The organism is Bordetella sp. 2513F2, assembly GCF_054642735.1.
In genome coordinates, this window is record NZ_CM137755.1 from 3971038 (window position 1) to 3987642 (window position 16605).

The window sequence follows — 16605 nt, forward strand, 5'->3', positions numbered from 1 at the left end:
CAGGCTTGCCCGCGGCCGCTCTGCCACCATACCCGAAGGCATCCGATAAATGTACGTGTACGACCCGATCGACCAGCGCCTGGTCGATGAGCGCGTGGCGCAGTTCGCCGACCAGACGCGCCGCTTCCTCGCCGGCCAGCTCACCGAAGACGAGTTCCGCGTGCTGCGGCTGCAGAACGGCCTCTACATCCAGCGCCACGCGCCCATGCTGCGCGTGGCCATCCCGTACGGCCTGCTGGCCGCCCGGCAATTGCGCACGCTGGCCCACATCGCGCGCACCTGGGACCGCGGCTACGGCCACTTCTCCACGCGCCAGAACATGCAGTTCAACTGGCCGCGCCTCGAAGACGTGCCCACCATCCTGGCCGAGCTGGCCAAGGTGCAGATGCACGCCATCCAGACCAGCGGCAACTGCATCCGCAACACCACCACCGACCACTTCGCCGGCATCGCGCCCGACGAGCTGGTCAACCCGCTGGTGTGGTGCGAGCTCATCCGCCAGTGGTCCACGCTGCATCCGGAATTCGCCTTCCTGCCGCGCAAGTTCAAGATCGCGGTCAGCGGCGCCGTGGAAGACCGCGCCGCCGTGGGCGTGCACGACATCGGCCTGCAGGCGGTCGAGCGCGACGGCACGCTGGGCTTTCGCGTGTGGATCGGCGGCGGCCTGGGCCGCACGCCCATGGTCGGCCACCTGATCAACCCCTTCGTCGAATGGCAGCACCTGCTCACCTACCTGCAGGCCGCGCTGCGCGTCTACAACCTGCACGGACGCCGCGACAACAAGTACAAGGCGCGCATCAAGATCCTCGTGAAAGACCTCACGCCCGAGGAGTACGCCCGGCAGGTCGACGAAGAATGGCAGCGCATCAAGAATGGCCCCGACACGCTCACGCAGGAGCACGTCGACGCCATTGCCAGCCGCTTCACCTGGCCGCAGTACGACCCGCAGGCTGCCGACGAAGCCGACCCCACCGCACGCCAGGCCGCGCTGAATCCGGCCTTCGCGCACTGGCTGCGCCGCAACGTGCACGCGCACAAGGTGCCGGGCTACGCCGCGGTCACCGTGTCGCTGAAGGCCACCGGCGTGCCGCCGGGCGACATCACGGCCGACCAGATGGACGCCGTGGCCGACCTGTCCGAACGCTACGGCTTCGGCGAGCTGCGCGTCTCGCACGAGCAGAACCTGATCCTCTCCGACGTGCGCCGCGCGCGCCTGTTCGACCTGTGGCAGGAGCTGCGCGCGCTGAACCTGGCCACCGCCAACATCGGCCTCCTCACCAACATCATCTCCTGTCCCGGCGGCGATTTCTGCGCCCTGGCCAACGCCGTCTCCATCCCGGTGGCCGAGGCCATCCAGCGCCGCTTCGACGACCTCGACTACCTCTTCGAGATCGGCGAACTGGACCTGAACATCTCGGGCTGCATCAACGCCTGCGGCCACCACCATGTGGGCCACATCGGCATCCTGGGCGTGGACAAGGCCGGCGAGGAGTGGTATCAGGTCACCATCGGCGGACGCCAGAACGGCGCGGCCAAGCCGCTGCCCGACCTGGAGTCCCTGCGCGGCGGCGGCGCGGCCATCGGCCGCATCATCGGCCCCTCGTTCGCGCGCGACACCGTGCCGGTGGTGGTCGACCGCCTGATCCGCACCTACCTGGACCTGCGCGACAGCGACGCCGAGCGCTTCATCGACGTGGTCGACCGCGTCGGCATCGATCCGTTCAAGAAAGACGTGTACAGCGACCCCGCGATCGTCAAGCCCCATAAGGAGACCGCCGATGCCTGACGCCGCCCTGGAACCGAACGGTCCCCACCTGATCCGCAACGGCCGCCTGGAAGCCGACGCCTGGCGCAATTACGTGCCGGCCGAAGGCGCTGCGGCCGATGCCGTGCCCGCCGACGAACCCGGCTGGATCGTGCCCCTGGCCACGTGGAACGCCGCGCGCGACGCCCTGCGCGCGCGCAGGCATCCGGTGGGCCTGCTGCTGCCGCCGGACGCCGACCTGGTCGAGCTGGCAGGCGGCGCCGAAACGCTGGACCCCGCCGGCATCGGGCTGATCGCCATCGACTTCCCCGCCTACACCGACGGCCGCGGCTATTCGCTGGCGCAGCAGCTGCGCCACCGCTACGGCTGGCGCGGCGAACTGCGGGCCGTGGGAGACGTGATGATAGACACCATCCACTACCAGGCCCGGGTGGGTTTCGACAGCTTCCTGGTGAAGCCCGGCCACGATCCCCACGCCGCGCTGGCCGCGCTGAAGACCTTCAGCGTGCACTACCAGCGCTCGTATCCTGCCCCGGCTGTTGCCTGAGCGCTGCGGCAATTCGCAAGACCGGCATTGCGTAGCACCGGCAGGGACAGCGAGGTGTCAGACACCCCGCCTTTCCGACCCTCAGGCGCCGCCAGGGCTGCCCGTGCCTTCCCAGCGCGGGCCGGGCACGTGGATGTCGAAGAGCTCCAGCACGCGGGCCACGGTGTGGTCCACCATCTCCTCGATGGACGCCGGACGATGGTAGAACGCCGGGAGCGGCGGAAAGACGATGCCGCCCATCTCGGTCACGGCCGTCATGTTGCGCAGGTGCGCCAGGTTGAAAGGCGTTTCGCGCACCATCAGCACGAGGCGCCGGCGCTCTTTCAGCGTGACGTCGGCGGCGCGCGTGATGAGGTTGTCCGACAGGCCGTGCGCCACGGCCGCCAGCGTGCGCATCGAACACGGCGCGATCACCATGCCGGCGGTCTGGAAGGCGCCGCTGGCCAGGGTGGCCCCCACGTCGCGCACGCTGTGCACGTGGTCTGCCAGCGCCTGGACCTCATGGCGGCCGATGTCCAGCTCATGCCTGATGTTGAGCACGCCGGACGCGGACATGACCAGGTGCGACTCCACGTCCTGCACCGCGCGCAGCGCCTGCAGCATGCGCACCGCATACAGGGCGCCGGTGGCGCCCGTGATGCCGACGACCAAGCGCCGCATCGTCAGGCCGTGGCGCCGGCGTCGTCGAGCAATTGCTTGAGCTCGCCGCTCTCGTTCATCTCGTTCATGATGTCCGAGCCGCCGACGAATTCGCCCTTGACGTAGAGCTGCGGGATGGTGGGCCAGTTGGAGAATTCCTTGATGCCCTGGCGCACCTCGTCGTCTTCCAGCACATTCACGGTGACGAGCTTCTTCACGCCACAGCCCTTCAGGATCTGGATGGCGCGGCCGGAGAAGCCGCATTGGGGAAACTGGGCCGTACCCTTCATGAAGAGCACCACGGGGTGCTGGGTAACGGTTTCACGGATGAATTCTTGCACGTCGCTCATGGTGGCCTCGAAAACGGGGGAAGCGGAACAGTTCAATTATAGGTACCCGCCGGAAATGCGCTCTATGCCGGCCAGGTCGCGCCGGCTCTCCACGCCGGCAAAGCCGGCCCGCCGCAGCAGCGCGCGCACCGGCTCGGCCTGGTCCCAGCCGTGCTCCAGCCACAGCGCGCCGCCGGCGCGCAGCCGCGCCGGGGCGCCGGCAACGATGCGGGCCAGCGCCGACAGGCCGTCGGCCCCGTCGGTCAGCGCGCCGCGCGGCTCGTGGCGCAGGTCGCCCTGCCCGAGGTGCGCATCGCCGTCGGCGATATAGGGGGGGTTGGACACGATCACGTCATAGCGCTGGCCGTCCGGCAGGGCGGCATACCAGTCGCCCTCGAAGAACCGCACCTGCGCCCCCAGGCGGCCGGCGTTGCCGGCGGCCACCGCCAGCGCGGCGCGGCTGCTGTCGGTGGCATGCACCTGCGCCTGCGGGCAGGCCAGCGCCACCGCAATGGCGATGGCGCCGCTGCCGGTGCCCAGGTCCAGCACGGCCAGGCCGGGGCGCGCGCCGGCCGCGGCGATCGCCGTCTCGGCCAGCAATTCGGTGTCGGGACGCGGGATCAGCACGTCCGGCGTCACGCGCAGCCGATGCCCCATGAACTCGCGCTCGCCCACCAGATAGGCCATCGGCTCGCCGGCCAGCCGGCGCGCCGCCAGCGCCTGGTAGGCCTGCTCGGCTTCCGGCGGCATGGGGTCGGTGTCGTGCGCCAGCAGCCAGGCGCGCGGGCGGCCCAGCACGTGCTCCAGCAGCATGCGGGTCTCCAGCCGCGGCAGGCGCGCATCGCGCAGCAGATCGGCGATCAGCGCCATGACGTCGCGCCTCAGCCCTCGTCGCCCAGCGCCGCCAGCTGCTCGGCCTGGTGCTCGGCGATGAGCGCGCCGGTGAGCTCGTCCAGGTCGCCTTCCATGATCTGCTGCAGCTTGTACAGCGTCAGGTTGATGCGGTGGTCGGTGACGCGGCCCTGCGGGAAGTTATAGGTGCGGATGCGCTCGGAACGGTCGCCCGAGCCGATCAGGCTCTTGCGCTCGGCCGCCTCCTTGCTCTGGCGCTCGCGCATCTCCTTGTCTTTCAGGCGCGCAGCCAGCACCTGCATGGCGCGATCCTTGTTGCGGTGCTGCGAGCGGTCATCCTGGCACTCCACCACCAGGCCCGTGGGCAGGTGCGTGATGCGCACCGCCGAATCGGTCTTGTTGATGTGCTGGCCGCCCGCGCCGCTGGCGCGGAACGTATCGATGCGCAGGTCCGCCGGATTGATCACGATCTCGCCCGCCTCGTCCGCCTCGGGCATCACCGCCACCGTGCAGGCCGAAGTATGGATGCGGCCCTGCGCCTCGGTGGCGGGCACGCGCTGCACGCGGTGCGCCCCCGACTCGAACTTGAGGCGGCCGTAGGCGCCGTCGCCGTCGATGCGCGCAATCACTTCCTTGTAGCCGCCGAGCTCCGACGGACTCTCCGACATCAGCTCCACCCGCCAGCCGCGCTGTTCGGCATAGCGCGTGTACATGCGCAGCAGGTCGCCCGAGAACAGGGCGCTCTCGTCGCCGCCCGTGCCCGCGCGGATCTCCAGGAACAGGCTGCGGCCGTCGTTGGGATCGCGCGGCAGCAGCAGCAACTGCAGGTCCGCGGCCAGCTGCTCCAGCCGCGCCCGGCCGTCCTTGATCTCTTCCTCCGCCATCTCCCGCATCTCGGGATCGGACAGCATCTCCTGCGCCGCCTGCAGATCGGCCTCGGTCCCCTGGTAGGCCTTGAAAGCCTCCACCACCGGCTCGAGCTCGGAACGCTCGCGCGACAGCTTGCGGAAACGGTCCATGTCGGACGCGGTGTCGGGCTCGGCCAGCATGGCGTCCACTTCGATCAGGCGGTGGGACAGCTGTTCCAGCCGGGTGCGCATGGAAGCTTTCATAGGCGGCTACTGCAAAATGGGGAAAGGCATGGCGGGCGCCCGCGAGGCGAACGTCCGCCCCGGAAGGCGGAGCGCGCAGGCGCCGCTAACGCCGCGTGTCGCGGCTGGGAAACAGGCGCGGCATCCAGGCGAGCAGCTGCTTGCGCTCCTCGCCTTCGCTGCGGTTGAGTGCCGCCAGCGGGCCGTGCAGGTACTTCTGCGTGAGCCCGTGCGCCAGTTGCTCGAGCACGGCATCGGGGGACTCGCCGCGCGCCAGCAGGCGCCGCGCGCGTTCGAGCTCGGCCGACTGCACGTCGGCCGCGGCCTGGTGCAGGTCGCGGATCACCGGCACCACCTCGCGCGACTGCATCCAGTGCATGAAGCCCTGGACGCGGGTCTCGATGATGGCCTCGGCCTGCACCACCGCCGCGCGGCGCGCGTCGGTGCCGCTTTGCACCAGCCGGCCGAGGTCGTCCACCGAATACAGGAAGACGTCGTCCAGGCGGCCCACCTCGGGCTCGATGTCGCGCGGCACGGCCAGGTCGATCATGACCATGGGCTTGTGGCGGCGCTGCCGCGTGACCCGCTCCACCATCCCCAGGCCGAGGATGGGCAGGGAACTGGCCGTACAGGACACGATCACGTCGAAGTCCGACAGGCGATCGGGCAGGTCGGCCAGCTTCATGGTGCTGGCCGAGAACCGCCCGGCCAGCGCCTCGGCGCGGTCCAGCGTGCGATTGGCCACCACCATGGACTGCGGGCGCTGCGCCGCGAAGTGCGTGGCACAGAGCTCGATCATTTCGCCGGCGCCGATGAACAGCGTGCGGGCCTGATCCAGCCGCCCGAACACCCGCTCGGCCAGGCGCACCGCGGCCGCGGCCATGGACACCGAATGCGCGCCGATGGCGGTCTGGGACCGGACTTCCTTGGCCACCGAGAACGTGCGCTGGAACAGCTGGTGCAGCAGCGTGCCCAGCGAACCCGCTTCCTCGGCGGCGCGCACCGCGTCCTTCATCTGGCCCAGGATCTGCGGCTCGCCCAGCACCATGGAATCCAGGCCGCTGGCCACGCGGAACGCGTGGCGCACGGCATCGTCCTGGTGATGGCGATACAGGTGCGGCCGCAGCGCGACCGCCTCGATGCGATTGTGCTCCGCCAGCCAGGCCGGCAGCTGCTCGGCCACCTGGGCCTCGGCGGCGCAATAGACTTCGGTGCGGTTACAGGTGGACAGGATCGCCGCCTCGCGCACCGACCCGCCAAAGGCCTGGCGCAATCCCGCCAGCGCGGGCCGCACCAGGTCCACAGGCATGGAAACGCGCTCGCGCACCGACACAGGCGCGGACGTGTGATTCAGACCAAAGGCGAGGACGGCAACTGACATGGGCGCGGGACGCGGCCAGGAACGTGGCCGCACGGAGGGCACTGCACAACATGTGTAACAGCAGACAGCGGGATTATACTCCCCACCCCCTTCCCGGCACATTGTCAAGATGTCGCACCCCGGCAGGGGCGCGGCGCCGGAGCCGCACCGCGGGGACATCCACGCCATGCGCACACGAAAAAATTCGTGTATAGTGGCGGACTTCGTTGGCCTGGTAGCTCAGTTGGTAGAGCAGCGGATTGAAAATCCGCGTGTCGGTGGTTCGATTCCGCCCCAGGCCACCAGAGATCCGATGCCCAGCCCTCAAGGCTGGGCATTTTCATTTGTGCGCCAGGCACCGTTGAGAAACAAACCCGCGCCATCGAGGGTGGCGCCGAAGGGCTGTATGAACCGCCCCGGGTTTCGCGGAGGCCATTTGGTTAAGCAAAACGGCCTCGTCGGGAGTGTGCTGGTCATGCTTCTTATGGAATAGATAAAGAAGCACTCCATTCCAGGACCAGGACCAATAAAAAACATCAACACGGTCGATTCGTTGGTACCAACACCAACGAGGTCAAGCATGTTCGATGACAGCAGCCGTGAACATGGCATCCGCCGTGACGACGAAATCAGAAGCCGCAAAGCATCCCGAGCCAGATTCCGCAGGAACAGACGCAGAGGACTGGCGTTTGAAGAAGCGCTGTTCCGCGCGACCAGGTCCGTAGACCAGCGTTCATTGGGCATCGTCGCTACCGACGGCAGAGCCTGGATACGAGGCCTGAACCCGATCGGCCGCTTGCGAACCTGCCAGCCCATCAACTGGAACACGCGCTGCACGGTGTTCTTGTTGAACCCCAGCAGTACGCCACCGTCCGGTACCCAAACGGCGGCGATTCCTCGATCATCGCCTTGATCGGCGCGGCGAACTTGGGATCGACCTTGGGCGCGGACTTCACCGGCTTGTAGTACACCGTACGGCGCGGCACACCGAACCAGCGGCACAACTTGGCGATCGAGACGGTGATACCGTCGGCTTGCACAGTCCCTGGCGGATCGTCTCGATCACTTCTCGTTCTCGCCCAGCAGGGACTGCAATTTTTTTCTGGCGCGCAACTCCAGCATCGCCTCGCCATAGGCCTCTTGCAGGTCCTTGAGTTGGCGTTCGTACTGTTCGCGCACGTCCTGCGGATTCGCGCGCAGGGCGTTCTCCATGCCCCGCTTGCCGTCATCGACCCACTGTTCCACCTCCGAGGGCGATAGGTCATACTGACGGCTCGCCTCAGCCACGGTGGTCTTGCCCTGAATGATGTCCAGCACCAGCGCACTCTTGCGCTTGGCCGTCCAGCGTTTGATGTCTGGATTTGTATATACCCGGCACCTAATCCTGGTAATTTTTGACACCCCCCGGTAATATCTGTTTCATTGGTCGCCGATGAATCTAAAACGGGAAACTACATATGGCTTTCGTGGGTATACGGGGGACAAGCCCGTTAAAAGATGAAATCGAACTGCAAGCCCATCTTGCCACGTTATTGCGTCTGGAGAATATCGGCCTATTTGTGGGAGCTGGAGCGTCTGTTTCTGCTGGCGGGAAAACGATGTGGGGCCTCTGGGAAGACTTTCTGGCAACCTCACCAGATGAAGCTCAATGGCTTCTCGGTCAACAATTCGTAAAAGAGTCCGCGCTAGAGACTGAACCCGCCTTTCGTGAGGTTCCAAATGTAGAACAACTAGCCGATGCGCTTGAAATTGCTCACGTAGAGTGGACTCGCCAAGGCAATGATGCACTGCCCAAGCTTGAATTGGCCCGAGCCCAACTCAATCGTTCCGTTGTTCGTGCTGCTCGCCTCCAGCCAGCCTGGTGGAAAGCACCGGGAGGAGCAGAAGTAGATGCGGATCAACTTGAACATCACAGGACTATTCTGCAGAAGCTGGTTGCCACTCGCCAGCCAGGTCAAGCTGCACCATGGGTCTTCACAACAAACTACGATCTTGCCTTTGAATGGGCAGCCGAATCCATCGATCTCCAAGTCGTCAATGGATTTCTAGGAATCCATGGCCGCAGATTTTCGCCCCAAAGCTTTGATCTCGGCTATCGCAACACTCAGGCCCGTGGTGAAGCACGGTTTGGCGTTTACAACATTTATCTTGCAAAGTTGCATGGATCGCTGAGCTGGCGAGAAGATGCTGAGCAGGTTTATGAGGTACAAGCGCCCTTAGCTGGAGAGCAGATTAATCAGTTTCTTAGTGACGTGAACAACACTGAACTCGGTCTTATGGTCATGCCACGGGCTGCAAAGTACATGCAAACAGTTGGCTATGTACTGGGCGAACTGTTCAGGCGCTTCTCTGAGTTTTTATCTCGTCCACAAGCTGCTTTGCTGGTTTGTGGCTACGGCTTCGGCGACGAACACATCAACCGTCTTCTACGCTCAGCACTTCTAAACCCTACACTTCAACTAGTGGTGTATTTCCCCGAGTTCACTGGGGATGTAACCGCCACCAAACTGCCGAGCGCTCTTCGAAAACTATTGTCCTTGAAAAATCCCAGAGTCACGGTCATTGGCGGAGGCGAAGCCGCTCACCTCGACAAATTTGCAACTCAGCTTCCGGACCCCTTGCTCTATGACGAGGATTTGCGAAAGTTGGAAAAGGCCCTTCGAGAATCACCGGAGCAACCGGCTGCAAGTGCGGCCAACGATATCCCGGATGTATTTCTATGAGAAGCCGACAACCCATCGGTTACGTTGTTCAAGTTGACGGAGCAGAGGTCACGCTAAACCTCCTCGACATGCATCGCGGCCAAGTAGCATCTCACCTTCAAGGCGTTTCCACCGTTACGGAAGTGGGTAGTCTACTTGCATTGGATGCGGGCGACCGAGCACTCGTAATGAAGGTGCTGACATTGAGTTTCGCCGAACCTAGGGAAGCTCATCGCTTGGGGATTGGTTCCAGCACACATCAAGCGGAACCTTTGCGAAACATGACCGGCGTCGTCGTCGGGCAGCTAAAACGAGAAAACAACGTCCCTAAGTTCGTTAGCGACTCTCTGCCTACACCACCTCTTGGAGCCAAGGCCTTTCCCCTAACTGGGAATGAACTTGCAGCAGCACTGGGAAACGCAGAGGATGAAGATCTTCCCATCGTGCTCGGCGAGGATCTCCGTGGTGGCGGCATGCTTCGTGTGGGATTGGAGAGCCTGATCTCACGACACGTGGCTGTGCTTGGCAGTTCCGGTCAGGGAAAAAGCTGCTTTACTGCTGCAACCCTCCAGCAAATCGTCCGCCTTCCCGGAGCGCGTATTGTTATCTTCGACATTAATGGCGAGTATCCAAACGCATTTAATCTGCCAGATCTAGCTCCCAATTCTGTCAAACGCACCACGCTTGGGGGCAATGAGGAAGACTCATTTAAAGTTCCATATTTTGCGCTTGGCCGATTTGGACTTCATCGGCTGCTCATCCCTAGTGAAAAAACTCAGAGACCTGCGCTCTCATTTGCGCTTGAACACTTGAATAAAGTTCGATGGTTCCCTGATGAAAAAGGGGCAGGCCTAGCGACAGATCAGCAGGCTTCTTTGTACGACGATTGCCGTCAAACCGGTGCGAGAGAGGCCGAAGCCAAAATTCAAAGTCTACGAACGGGTCGCGCCACGCTCGCCGATGAGTGGCCACATATGGCAGCTTTGGCAGCACTTATCGCCGAAAGCCATGGAATACAACCCGGCAGGAATGGGGAGCCAGAACGCTCAAGTTTTCACTACTCAAATGTCTCCCCACTGGTAACTCGCATTCACCGATTTGCCGAAGACCCCATGTTCACAGACGTTGTCAATGTAAATGGCGGTCCCAGTAGCGGAGGCGCTTCCCTATCGTGGGCCACAGAATCAGCCAACTTGGTTGAACGTATCTTCGGAGGTCGTGAGGTGAGTTGGCGAGTACACATCATTAATTTGCGTCACGTATCTCATGACTTGACTCCCTTTGTCCTTGGATCCTTGCTTGAACTTTATGCATACGAACTGTTTCGACGCGGGCAGGCGCAGGCAATCCCGACACTGCTTGTATTGGAAGAGGCTCATCACTACATGCGCCCAATAGGATCAGGAGAAGAAGCCAATGAAAAATCGCTTGCTTATGAGCGCCTAGCAAAAGAAGGGCGCAAATTCGGCCTTGCTTTATGGCTGAGCACGCAGCGACCTTCTGAAATCTCACCGACTGTCTTATCTCAGTGCAACAACTGGATCACCTTCCGCCTTACATCAGAGAAGGACTTAAATGCTGTTCAGTCTGCAAGCGAATGGGCCGACCGGCGTGAGGTCCGAAGAATTGCAGGCCTAGCGCGACAAACCGCAATCGTGTTCGGCGGCAGCATTGCTATGCCAACGATGTTGCGAGCTCCGAATGCTGATCCTCTCCCAGACTCCACCGATGGGGCTTTCGCCAGATGGGGACAAGCTCTTTAAAACAAGCTGTGGATGGTCGTGAGCATTCATGATGGTTTTTTGCCTCAGAACGAAACGCCTCTGCGAGGCACATCTCATCGAACTCGCGCATCGTTTGTTTGCTCACCACGCCAGCGTGATGAAGATCCGAGGCTGCGCTATGAATGGCTTCGAACGCATCGCTCTTAAATCGGGGTTCAGTCATTGCAAAGCCTCCGTGATCACCATCACACCTGATCAGGCGTGCGCAAGCAGCAAATGCCCAACAGGTTCTTTCGTCGGCCGTACCCGAATCTCGATGTTGTAGCCCAGGCGATTCAGGCAATCCATCAGCTTGCGTTCGGAGAAGTTGGCGAAATCTCCATTCAGCAGGGCGGACACCTTGGGTTGCGTCAGGCCCATGCGCTTGGCGGCCTCTGCCTGAGTCAAGCCAAGCTTGCGGATGGCCTTCGTAATCTCGATGGTGAGGCCGGATTTGATCTTGAGTTTTTCAGCGTTAGGCAGACCAAGATCGGCAAACACGTTGCCAGAGCTGACCTCTATATCAATTTTTTTTGCGTCGTGCTTTTTCATTTCTCAGCTCCTGAGCCGCTTCGGTCGCGGCCTTGAGGCGGTCACGGATCAGATCCATATCTGGCTTGGGCGCTTCGATGCCCTTCTTGCTCTTCTTCTGGAACACATGCAGCACGTAGACAGCCTCAAGGAATCGAACCGTATACACAGCACGGTATGTGCCATGCGAGTCGCTTTCGACGACTTCAATCACATCGGCCGCGCCAAAGCCCTTTAGCACCTTGGCGGCATCGTGCTGCTCGCCTTGTTGCGCGAAGTGCAGTGCGTGACCAAAAAAACGGATGACATCCTCCGGGAGCGGCCCGCCGTGGCGCTGCGCACGGAAATCACGCCATCGTCCGGGGCCAGCACGCGGGTGTATTGACCCAGTGAAATCCTGCTCACGTCATAATCGAGGAAACGACGTTGAGCACGAAGATGGAAGAAGACATCAAACGCTGGACGGCCAAGCGCAAGAGTGCGCTGGTGCTGGACATCATTCAGGGCAAGACCACCGTGGCTGAGGCAAGCCGTCAGTACGACCTATCGCCGTCGGAGGTCGAACAGTGGATCGATGACGGCAAGCGGGGCATGGAGAACGCCCTGCGCGCGAATCCGCAGGACGTGCGCGAACAGTACGAACGCCAGCTCAAGGGTAATCCCCCCGCAAAAGCGTTGAGGTCAGAAGTAGAATTTTCTCGTTGAGGAGTTCTACAGCATGAAGAAGTCACGATTCACGGACAGCCAGATCATCGAAGCCATCAAACGGGTGGAAGCCGGCCTTGCGGTACCCGAACTGTGCCGGGAGCTGGGCATCAGCTCGGCGACGTTCTACAAGTGGCGATCGAAGTACGGTGGCATGGACGTGTCGCTGATGGCACGGATGAAGGAGCTGGAAGCCGAGAACGCGCGCCTGCGCAAGATGTACGTCGAGGAGAAGCTCAAGGCCGAGATCGTGACGGAGGCGCTCGAAAAAAAGTGGTGAGGCCATCTCGCCGCCGCGAGATGGCCCGACGTGCCGTGCAAGATCACGGCGTATCAATCCGGATGGCTTGCGAGGCGTTCAGCATTAGCCAGACCTGCTATCGGTACATCGCCAAGACCGACGCCGAGAACGAGGAGATCGCAAACTGGCTGCTTCGCCTGACGGACAACCACCGCAATTGGGGCTTTGGGTTGTGCTTTCTGTACCTGCGTAATGTCCGCGGCTTGCGGTGGAACCACAAGCGCGTGTACCGGATCTACCGCGAGCTCGAGTTGAACTTGCGGATCAAACCGCGCAAACGGCTGGTTCGGCAGGCGCCCGAGCCGTTGACGGTACCTACCCAGGTCAACCAGGTGTGGTCGATGGACTTCATGCACGACCAACTTGCCGACGGACGTAGCATCCGAGTGCTGAACGTGATCGACGACTTTAACCGCGAGGCGCTGGGCATCGAGGTCGACTTCTCGTTGCCTTCAGAGCGTGTGATTCGCACGCTCAAGCAGATCATTGGCTGGCGAGGAAAACCCTCGGCGATTCGTTGCGACAACGGTCCGGAGTACCTGAGTGCGGCCATTGTGCAGTGGGCAGGCACATGGGGCATCAAGCTCGAATATATTCAACCGGGCCGACCCCAGCAGAACGCCTACGTCGAGCGATTCAACCGGACCGTTCGCTACGAATGGCTGTCCCAATATCATTGGGACGATCTGGATCACGTTCAGCGTGTCGCCACGCAGTGGATGTGGTCCTACAATCACGAGCGCCCGAACATGGCACTGGGCGGATTTACCCCGAAACAGCGGCTCGCCATGGCCGCATAGCGTTCCTACTTCTGGCAAACGCTAAAAATGGGGGGATTACCCAAGGACCTGCAAGAGGCCTATGGCGAGGCGATGCTGGAGCTGCGCGCCAGAAAAAAATTGCAGTCCCTGCTGGGCGAGGACGAGAAGTGATCGAGACGATCCGCCAGGGACTGCAAGCCGACGGTATCACCGTCTCGATCGCCAAGTTGTGCCGCTGGTTCGGTGTGCCGCGCCGTACGGTGTACTACAAGCCGGTGAAGTCCGCACCCAAGGTCGATCCCAAGTTCGCCGTGCCGATCAAGGCGATGATCGAGGAATCGCCGTCGTTTGGGTACCGGACGGTGGCGCACCTGCTGGGGTTCAACAAGAACACCGTGCAGCGCGTGTTCCAGTTGATGGGCTGGCAGGTTCGCAAGCGGCCGATCGGGTTCAGGCCTCGCATCCAGGCTCTGCCTTCGGTAGCGACGATGCCCAATGAACGCTGGTCTACGGACCTGTGTCGCGTGTGGGCCGGACGGGACGGCTGGGCAACGCTGGCGCTGGTGATCGACTGCCACACACGTGAGTTGCTTGGCTGGCATCTGTCGCGAAGCGGTAGGGCCTGCACGGCGGGTGCTGCTCTGGAACACGCTCTGATCGCTCGCTTCGGGACGCTGGGGCGAGTACCGATGCCGTTTCTGCTGCGCTCGGACAACGGCTTGGTTTTTACCTCGCGCAGCTACACCGCCCTGGTGCGTAGCTACGGCTTGCGCCAGGAGTTCATCACGCCGCACTGCCCGCAGCAGAACGGCATGATCGAACGGGTGATCCGCACGCTCAAGGAACAGTGCGTGCATCGGCACCGCTTCGAGACGATCCAACACGCCAGCCGCGTGATCGGAGACTGGATACGCTTTTACAACGACCGACGCCCGCACCAGGCGCTTGGCATGAAGACCCCGGCTGAGGCATTTGCATTAGCCGCTTAACCTGAGCAGGTTCTGCTGGGTCAATACACGGGTATGCTCCAGGCGCAGTGTCTGCGCCTGCACATCGGCGAGCGCCGCGAGGTGGCGCGCCCTGGCCCCGAGCTCCGTGGCCTCGTACTGCTGGATCTGCTGGTTCGACAAGGCGCCGCTTCCCCGCACGGCACGCGCGCGCCGTGCGTTGCCGCTGGCTTCGGCCAGCGCCGCCTCGGCCTCTGCCGCCACGGCACGGCTCCTGGCGAGATCCACCTGCACCGTTTCCGGGGCGAAGCGGGCCAGCACTTGGCCGCGGCGCACCGCATCCCCGACATCCACCGCGATCTCGGCCAGCCGCAGGCCGCTGGTCTCGGCGCCGATGCTCACTTCCTGCCAGGCCTCGATATTCCCATTGGCCGGCACGCGCATTTGCAGGGCGCGGATTTCCGGCGTCGTGACGGCGACGGAAAGCGAGGGCTGCATCGCGGGCGCCATCGCACCGCCGTCGTGCGGCGGCGCTGCCGGAGCCAGCAGCCATGCCCCAACGAGCGCCATCGCGGCGAATGCAAGCGCCAGTACGCCCGGGAGCCGCTTTCTTGTGAGAGCCATGCCCTTCCTTCACCAACCCGACACGCGGGGCGCGCATCGCGGTCCGGCCCGTTCGCCGGCACAAGCCTCGTCCCTTGCGGGCTCCGCCGCCGCCGGCGCACGCCCGTCCGGCCCCTCCGGATTCCCGGGGCGCCAGCCCCCTCCCAGGGCGCGATACAAGGCAATCCAGGCCAGCACTTGGTCGCCGGCGGTCTCGCTCAACGCCAGCCGCGAGGCGATCATGCTGCGGCGGGCGTCCTCCAGTTCCAGCAAGGACGCGGAACCGGCCCGGTAGCCGGACTGCAGGGCGAGGTAGGCGCGCGTGAACCCGTCCACGGCAGCCTGGGCCGCGTCACGGCGGGTTTCCGCGCTGTGCAGCCTGATCAAGGCGCCTTCCACCTCCTGGACGGCCTCGCGCAGCCGCGCCGCGTAGAGGATGGCGGCGGCCTGGTAACGCACGCGGGCCGCCTCGGCCGCGGCACGACGCCGCCCTCCGTCGAACAACGGCAGCGTGATGCTCACCGGCCCGATCTGCCACACCGTGCCGTCGGTACGCATGCCGCCGGTTGCCAGGCGGTCGAGGCCGATGGTCCCTGCAAGCCGGATGCGCGGCATACGCTGCGCTTGCGCCTGGGCCGCTTCCGCGCTGGCTGCCGCCACGTCGCGTTCGGCGGCCTGCATGTCCGGCCGCTGCGCCAGCACGTCGGCCGGCACGGCCCCGACCGTTATCCGCTCGGGGCTTGGCAGCCGGGCGGTGCGGGATTGCAACTGGGCGCGCAGCGCGCTTTCCTCCTGGGCCGACAGGGCGACCAGGGCCTTGATCCACAGTTCGCAGCTCGCCTGCTGCCGGATCAATTCCGACCTGCCCTGGGCTGCGCCGGCGCGCGCCAGTTCGTCGGCCATCGGGGCCGCCAGCCCCGCGTTCGCGGCCAGCGTCGTCAGGGTCGACGTCTGCTGGCGAGACTGCACATCCTGCGCGACCTGCGCCAGCCGGGCTTCACACATCCTCAGCTGCACATAGTTGCTGGCGACTTCCGCGGCAACCGAGACCCTGGCCGCGTGCCAGCCCGCCTGGCGCGACTGCAGCCGGGCCTGCGCCGCGCGCCAGCCGGCGCGATGGGCGCCGAAGAGGTCCAGTTCCCAGCTTGCCTGCAGGCCGGCGGACAGCAGCGTCCCTGTCGGCTCGTCCAGGTCGATGCGTCCGCGGCCCGCGCTGGCCGTGGCATCGAGCGCGGGCTGCAGGGCGGCGCCGCTGGCTGTCCCCTGCGCACGCGCATCGGCAAGATTGGCCGCCGCCTGCGCCACGGTGGGGCTGGCACGCTGGGCGGCATCGACGAGACGGGACAGCAGCGGATCGTCGAACTGCGACCACCATTGCCGCAGGTCTGCCAGACGGCCGCCATGAGGCAGCGGCGCGTGCCACCGGCTGGCGACGGCGTCGTCGGGAATGACGGGCTCGGGCAGGGGCGCGAAGGCGGCGCAGCCGCCGAGCAGCGCGGTCATCAGCACGCTCGTCAGGAAAGCGGGGCGCGGCCCCGGAAAACGGAGGCAGCGCCGGGCGACATCAGGCATAGGGCACTCGATAAGACACGGCCATCAGTGTCTTGCGAGCCGACTTTCCCGTTACTTACCGAAACCGTGACGGAAGGCGCCGTGACGCCGCGCGCCAGTAAGTGAGCCGTAAGAGAACCCTGTCGATGATGGCGCAT

At 63.9% G+C, this 16605-nt stretch carries 20 protein-coding genes, 1 tRNA gene and 1 pseudogene; 10 read left to right on the top strand and 12 right to left on the bottom strand.

The genetic code is table 11. The annotated features are described in order from the left end of the window. Positions 1-49: 49 nt before the first annotated feature. Positions 50-1786 carry a nitrite/sulfite reductase gene (locus ACYBYQ_RS18740; RefSeq protein ID WP_459615933.1) on the top strand — a complete coding sequence of 579 codons (1737 nt, stop codon included), beginning with the start codon at positions 50-52 and terminating at the stop codon, positions 1784-1786. Further along, on the top strand, positions 1779-2312 hold the full coding sequence (locus tag ACYBYQ_RS18745; protein ID WP_459615934.1) for a DUF934 domain-containing protein: 534 nt from the start codon (positions 1779-1781) through the stop codon (positions 2310-2312). The genes ACYBYQ_RS18740 and ACYBYQ_RS18745 overlap by 8 nt, the downstream gene beginning before the upstream one ends. A gap of 81 nt (positions 2313-2393) precedes the next feature. On the opposite strand, the gene ACYBYQ_RS18750 is transcribed toward ACYBYQ_RS18745, so the two are convergent. The 5 genes from ACYBYQ_RS18750 to hemA all read right to left on the bottom strand — a co-directional run bounded on the left by ACYBYQ_RS18750 (position 2394) and on the right by hemA (position 6604). Continuing rightward, entirely contained in the window at positions 2394-2972 is a 579-nt protein-coding gene (locus ACYBYQ_RS18750; protein ID WP_459615935.1) for a UbiX family flavin prenyltransferase, read from the bottom strand. 2 nt (positions 2973-2974) lie between these two features. Continuing rightward, complete coding sequence (gene grxD / locus ACYBYQ_RS18755) at positions 2975-3301, bottom strand: Grx4 family monothiol glutaredoxin (protein WP_459615936.1); 327 nt, start codon at positions 3299-3301, stop codon at positions 2975-2977. 36 nt (positions 3302-3337) lie between these two features. Beyond that, the gene (prmC, locus tag ACYBYQ_RS18760; protein ID WP_459615937.1) at positions 3338-4150 is read right to left on the bottom strand and encodes a peptide chain release factor N(5)-glutamine methyltransferase; all 813 of its coding nucleotides are present in this window, start codon (positions 4148-4150) and stop codon (positions 3338-3340) included. Between the two features lie 11 nt (positions 4151-4161). Further along, on the bottom strand, positions 4162-5244 hold the full coding sequence (gene prfA / locus ACYBYQ_RS18765) for a peptide chain release factor 1 (protein ID WP_459615938.1): 1083 nt from the start codon (positions 5242-5244) through the stop codon (positions 4162-4164). An 85-nt stretch (positions 5245-5329) separates the two neighbouring features. After that, positions 5330-6604: a glutamyl-tRNA reductase gene (gene hemA, locus ACYBYQ_RS18770; protein ID WP_459615939.1), complete on the bottom strand. Its 1275-nt coding sequence runs from the start codon at positions 6602-6604 to the stop codon at positions 5330-5332. 208 nt (positions 6605-6812) lie between these two features. On the opposite strand from hemA, the gene ACYBYQ_RS18775 reads away from it, so the two are divergent. Next, positions 6813-6888 (top strand) — tRNA-Phe (locus ACYBYQ_RS18775). Between the two features lie 19 nt (positions 6889-6907). Here the strand turns inward: ACYBYQ_RS18775 and ACYBYQ_RS18780 are convergent. The 3 genes from ACYBYQ_RS18780 to ACYBYQ_RS18790 are packed head-to-tail and all read right to left on the bottom strand — an operon-like array spanning position 6908 to position 7966. Continuing rightward, positions 6908-7420 (bottom strand): hypothetical protein, encoded by a 513-nt coding sequence (locus ACYBYQ_RS18780; RefSeq protein ID WP_459615940.1) that lies wholly within the window; start codon positions 7418-7420, stop codon positions 6908-6910. Then, on the bottom strand, positions 7399-7623 hold the full coding sequence (locus tag ACYBYQ_RS18785; RefSeq protein ID WP_459615941.1) for a hypothetical protein: 225 nt from the start codon (positions 7621-7623) through the stop codon (positions 7399-7401). The genes ACYBYQ_RS18780 and ACYBYQ_RS18785 overlap by 22 nt, the downstream gene beginning before the upstream one ends. Positions 7624-7645: 22 nt before the next feature. Continuing rightward, on the bottom strand, positions 7646-7966 hold the full coding sequence (locus ACYBYQ_RS18790; protein WP_459618820.1) for a DUF1153 domain-containing protein: 321 nt from the start codon (positions 7964-7966) through the stop codon (positions 7646-7648). A gap of 74 nt (positions 7967-8040) precedes the next feature. Between ACYBYQ_RS18790 and ACYBYQ_RS18795 the strand changes: the two genes are divergently transcribed. Both ACYBYQ_RS18795 and herA read left to right on the top strand, forming a co-directional pair. Continuing rightward, positions 8041-9306, top strand: a complete 1266-nt coding sequence (locus ACYBYQ_RS18795; protein WP_459615942.1) for an SIR2 family anti-phage-associated protein — start codon at positions 8041-8043, stop codon at positions 9304-9306. Positions 9307-9374: 68 nt separating this feature from the next. Continuing rightward, complete coding sequence (gene herA / locus ACYBYQ_RS18800) at positions 9375-11048, top strand: anti-phage-associated helicase HerA (RefSeq protein WP_459618821.1); 1674 nt, start codon at positions 9375-9377, stop codon at positions 11046-11048. Positions 11049-11264: 216 nt separating this feature from the next. Here herA and ACYBYQ_RS18805 read toward each other — a convergent pair whose 3' ends face one another. Next, on the bottom strand, positions 11265-11600 hold the full coding sequence (locus ACYBYQ_RS18805; RefSeq protein ID WP_459615943.1) for a helix-turn-helix domain-containing protein: 336 nt from the start codon (positions 11598-11600) through the stop codon (positions 11265-11267). Further along, positions 11572-11883: a type II toxin-antitoxin system RelE/ParE family toxin gene (locus tag ACYBYQ_RS18810; RefSeq protein WP_510677852.1), complete on the bottom strand. Its 312-nt coding sequence runs from the start codon at positions 11881-11883 to the stop codon at positions 11572-11574. The genes ACYBYQ_RS18805 and ACYBYQ_RS18810 overlap by 29 nt, the downstream gene beginning before the upstream one ends. Between ACYBYQ_RS18810 and ACYBYQ_RS20890 the strand changes: the two genes are divergently transcribed. The 5 genes and pseudogenes from ACYBYQ_RS20890 (at position 11833) to ACYBYQ_RS18830 (ending at position 14335) form a co-directional block, all read left to right on the top strand. Next, positions 11833-11964: a hypothetical protein gene (locus ACYBYQ_RS20890; protein ID WP_510676923.1), complete on the top strand. Its 132-nt coding sequence runs from the start codon at positions 11833-11835 to the stop codon at positions 11962-11964. The genes ACYBYQ_RS18810 and ACYBYQ_RS20890 overlap by 51 nt on opposite strands. Before the next feature lie 41 nt (positions 11965-12005). Continuing rightward, complete coding sequence (locus ACYBYQ_RS18815) at positions 12006-12284, top strand: DUF1153 domain-containing protein (protein ID WP_459615944.1); 279 nt, start codon at positions 12006-12008, stop codon at positions 12282-12284. 13 nt (positions 12285-12297) lie between these two features. Next, a protein-coding gene (locus ACYBYQ_RS18820) for an IS3 family transposase (RefSeq protein ID WP_459615945.1) occupies positions 12298-13385 on the top strand; the annotation gives its coding sequence in 2 pieces (ribosomal slippage) (positions 12298-12550 and positions 12550-13385; 1089 coding nt in all). A 42-nt stretch (positions 13386-13427) separates the two neighbouring features. Then, positions 13428-13517: pseudogene (locus ACYBYQ_RS18825) on the top strand (DUF1153 domain-containing protein); the annotation flags it as partial. Further along, positions 13514-14335 (top strand): IS3 family transposase, encoded by an 822-nt coding sequence (locus ACYBYQ_RS18830; RefSeq protein WP_126624674.1) that lies wholly within the window; start codon positions 13514-13516, stop codon positions 14333-14335. The pseudogene ACYBYQ_RS18825 and the gene ACYBYQ_RS18830, both read left to right, overlap by 4 nt. Here the strand turns inward: ACYBYQ_RS18830 and ACYBYQ_RS18835 are convergent. Beyond that, entirely contained in the window at positions 14324-14917 is a 594-nt protein-coding gene (locus tag ACYBYQ_RS18835; RefSeq protein WP_459615946.1) for an efflux RND transporter periplasmic adaptor subunit, read from the bottom strand. The two genes, ACYBYQ_RS18830 and ACYBYQ_RS18835, sit on opposite strands and share 12 nt — an antisense overlap. 9 nt (positions 14918-14926) lie before the next feature. Then, on the bottom strand, positions 14927-16399 hold the full coding sequence (locus ACYBYQ_RS18840; protein ID WP_459615947.1) for an efflux transporter outer membrane subunit: 1473 nt from the start codon (positions 16397-16399) through the stop codon (positions 14927-14929). Positions 16400-16605 lie beyond the last annotated feature (206 nt).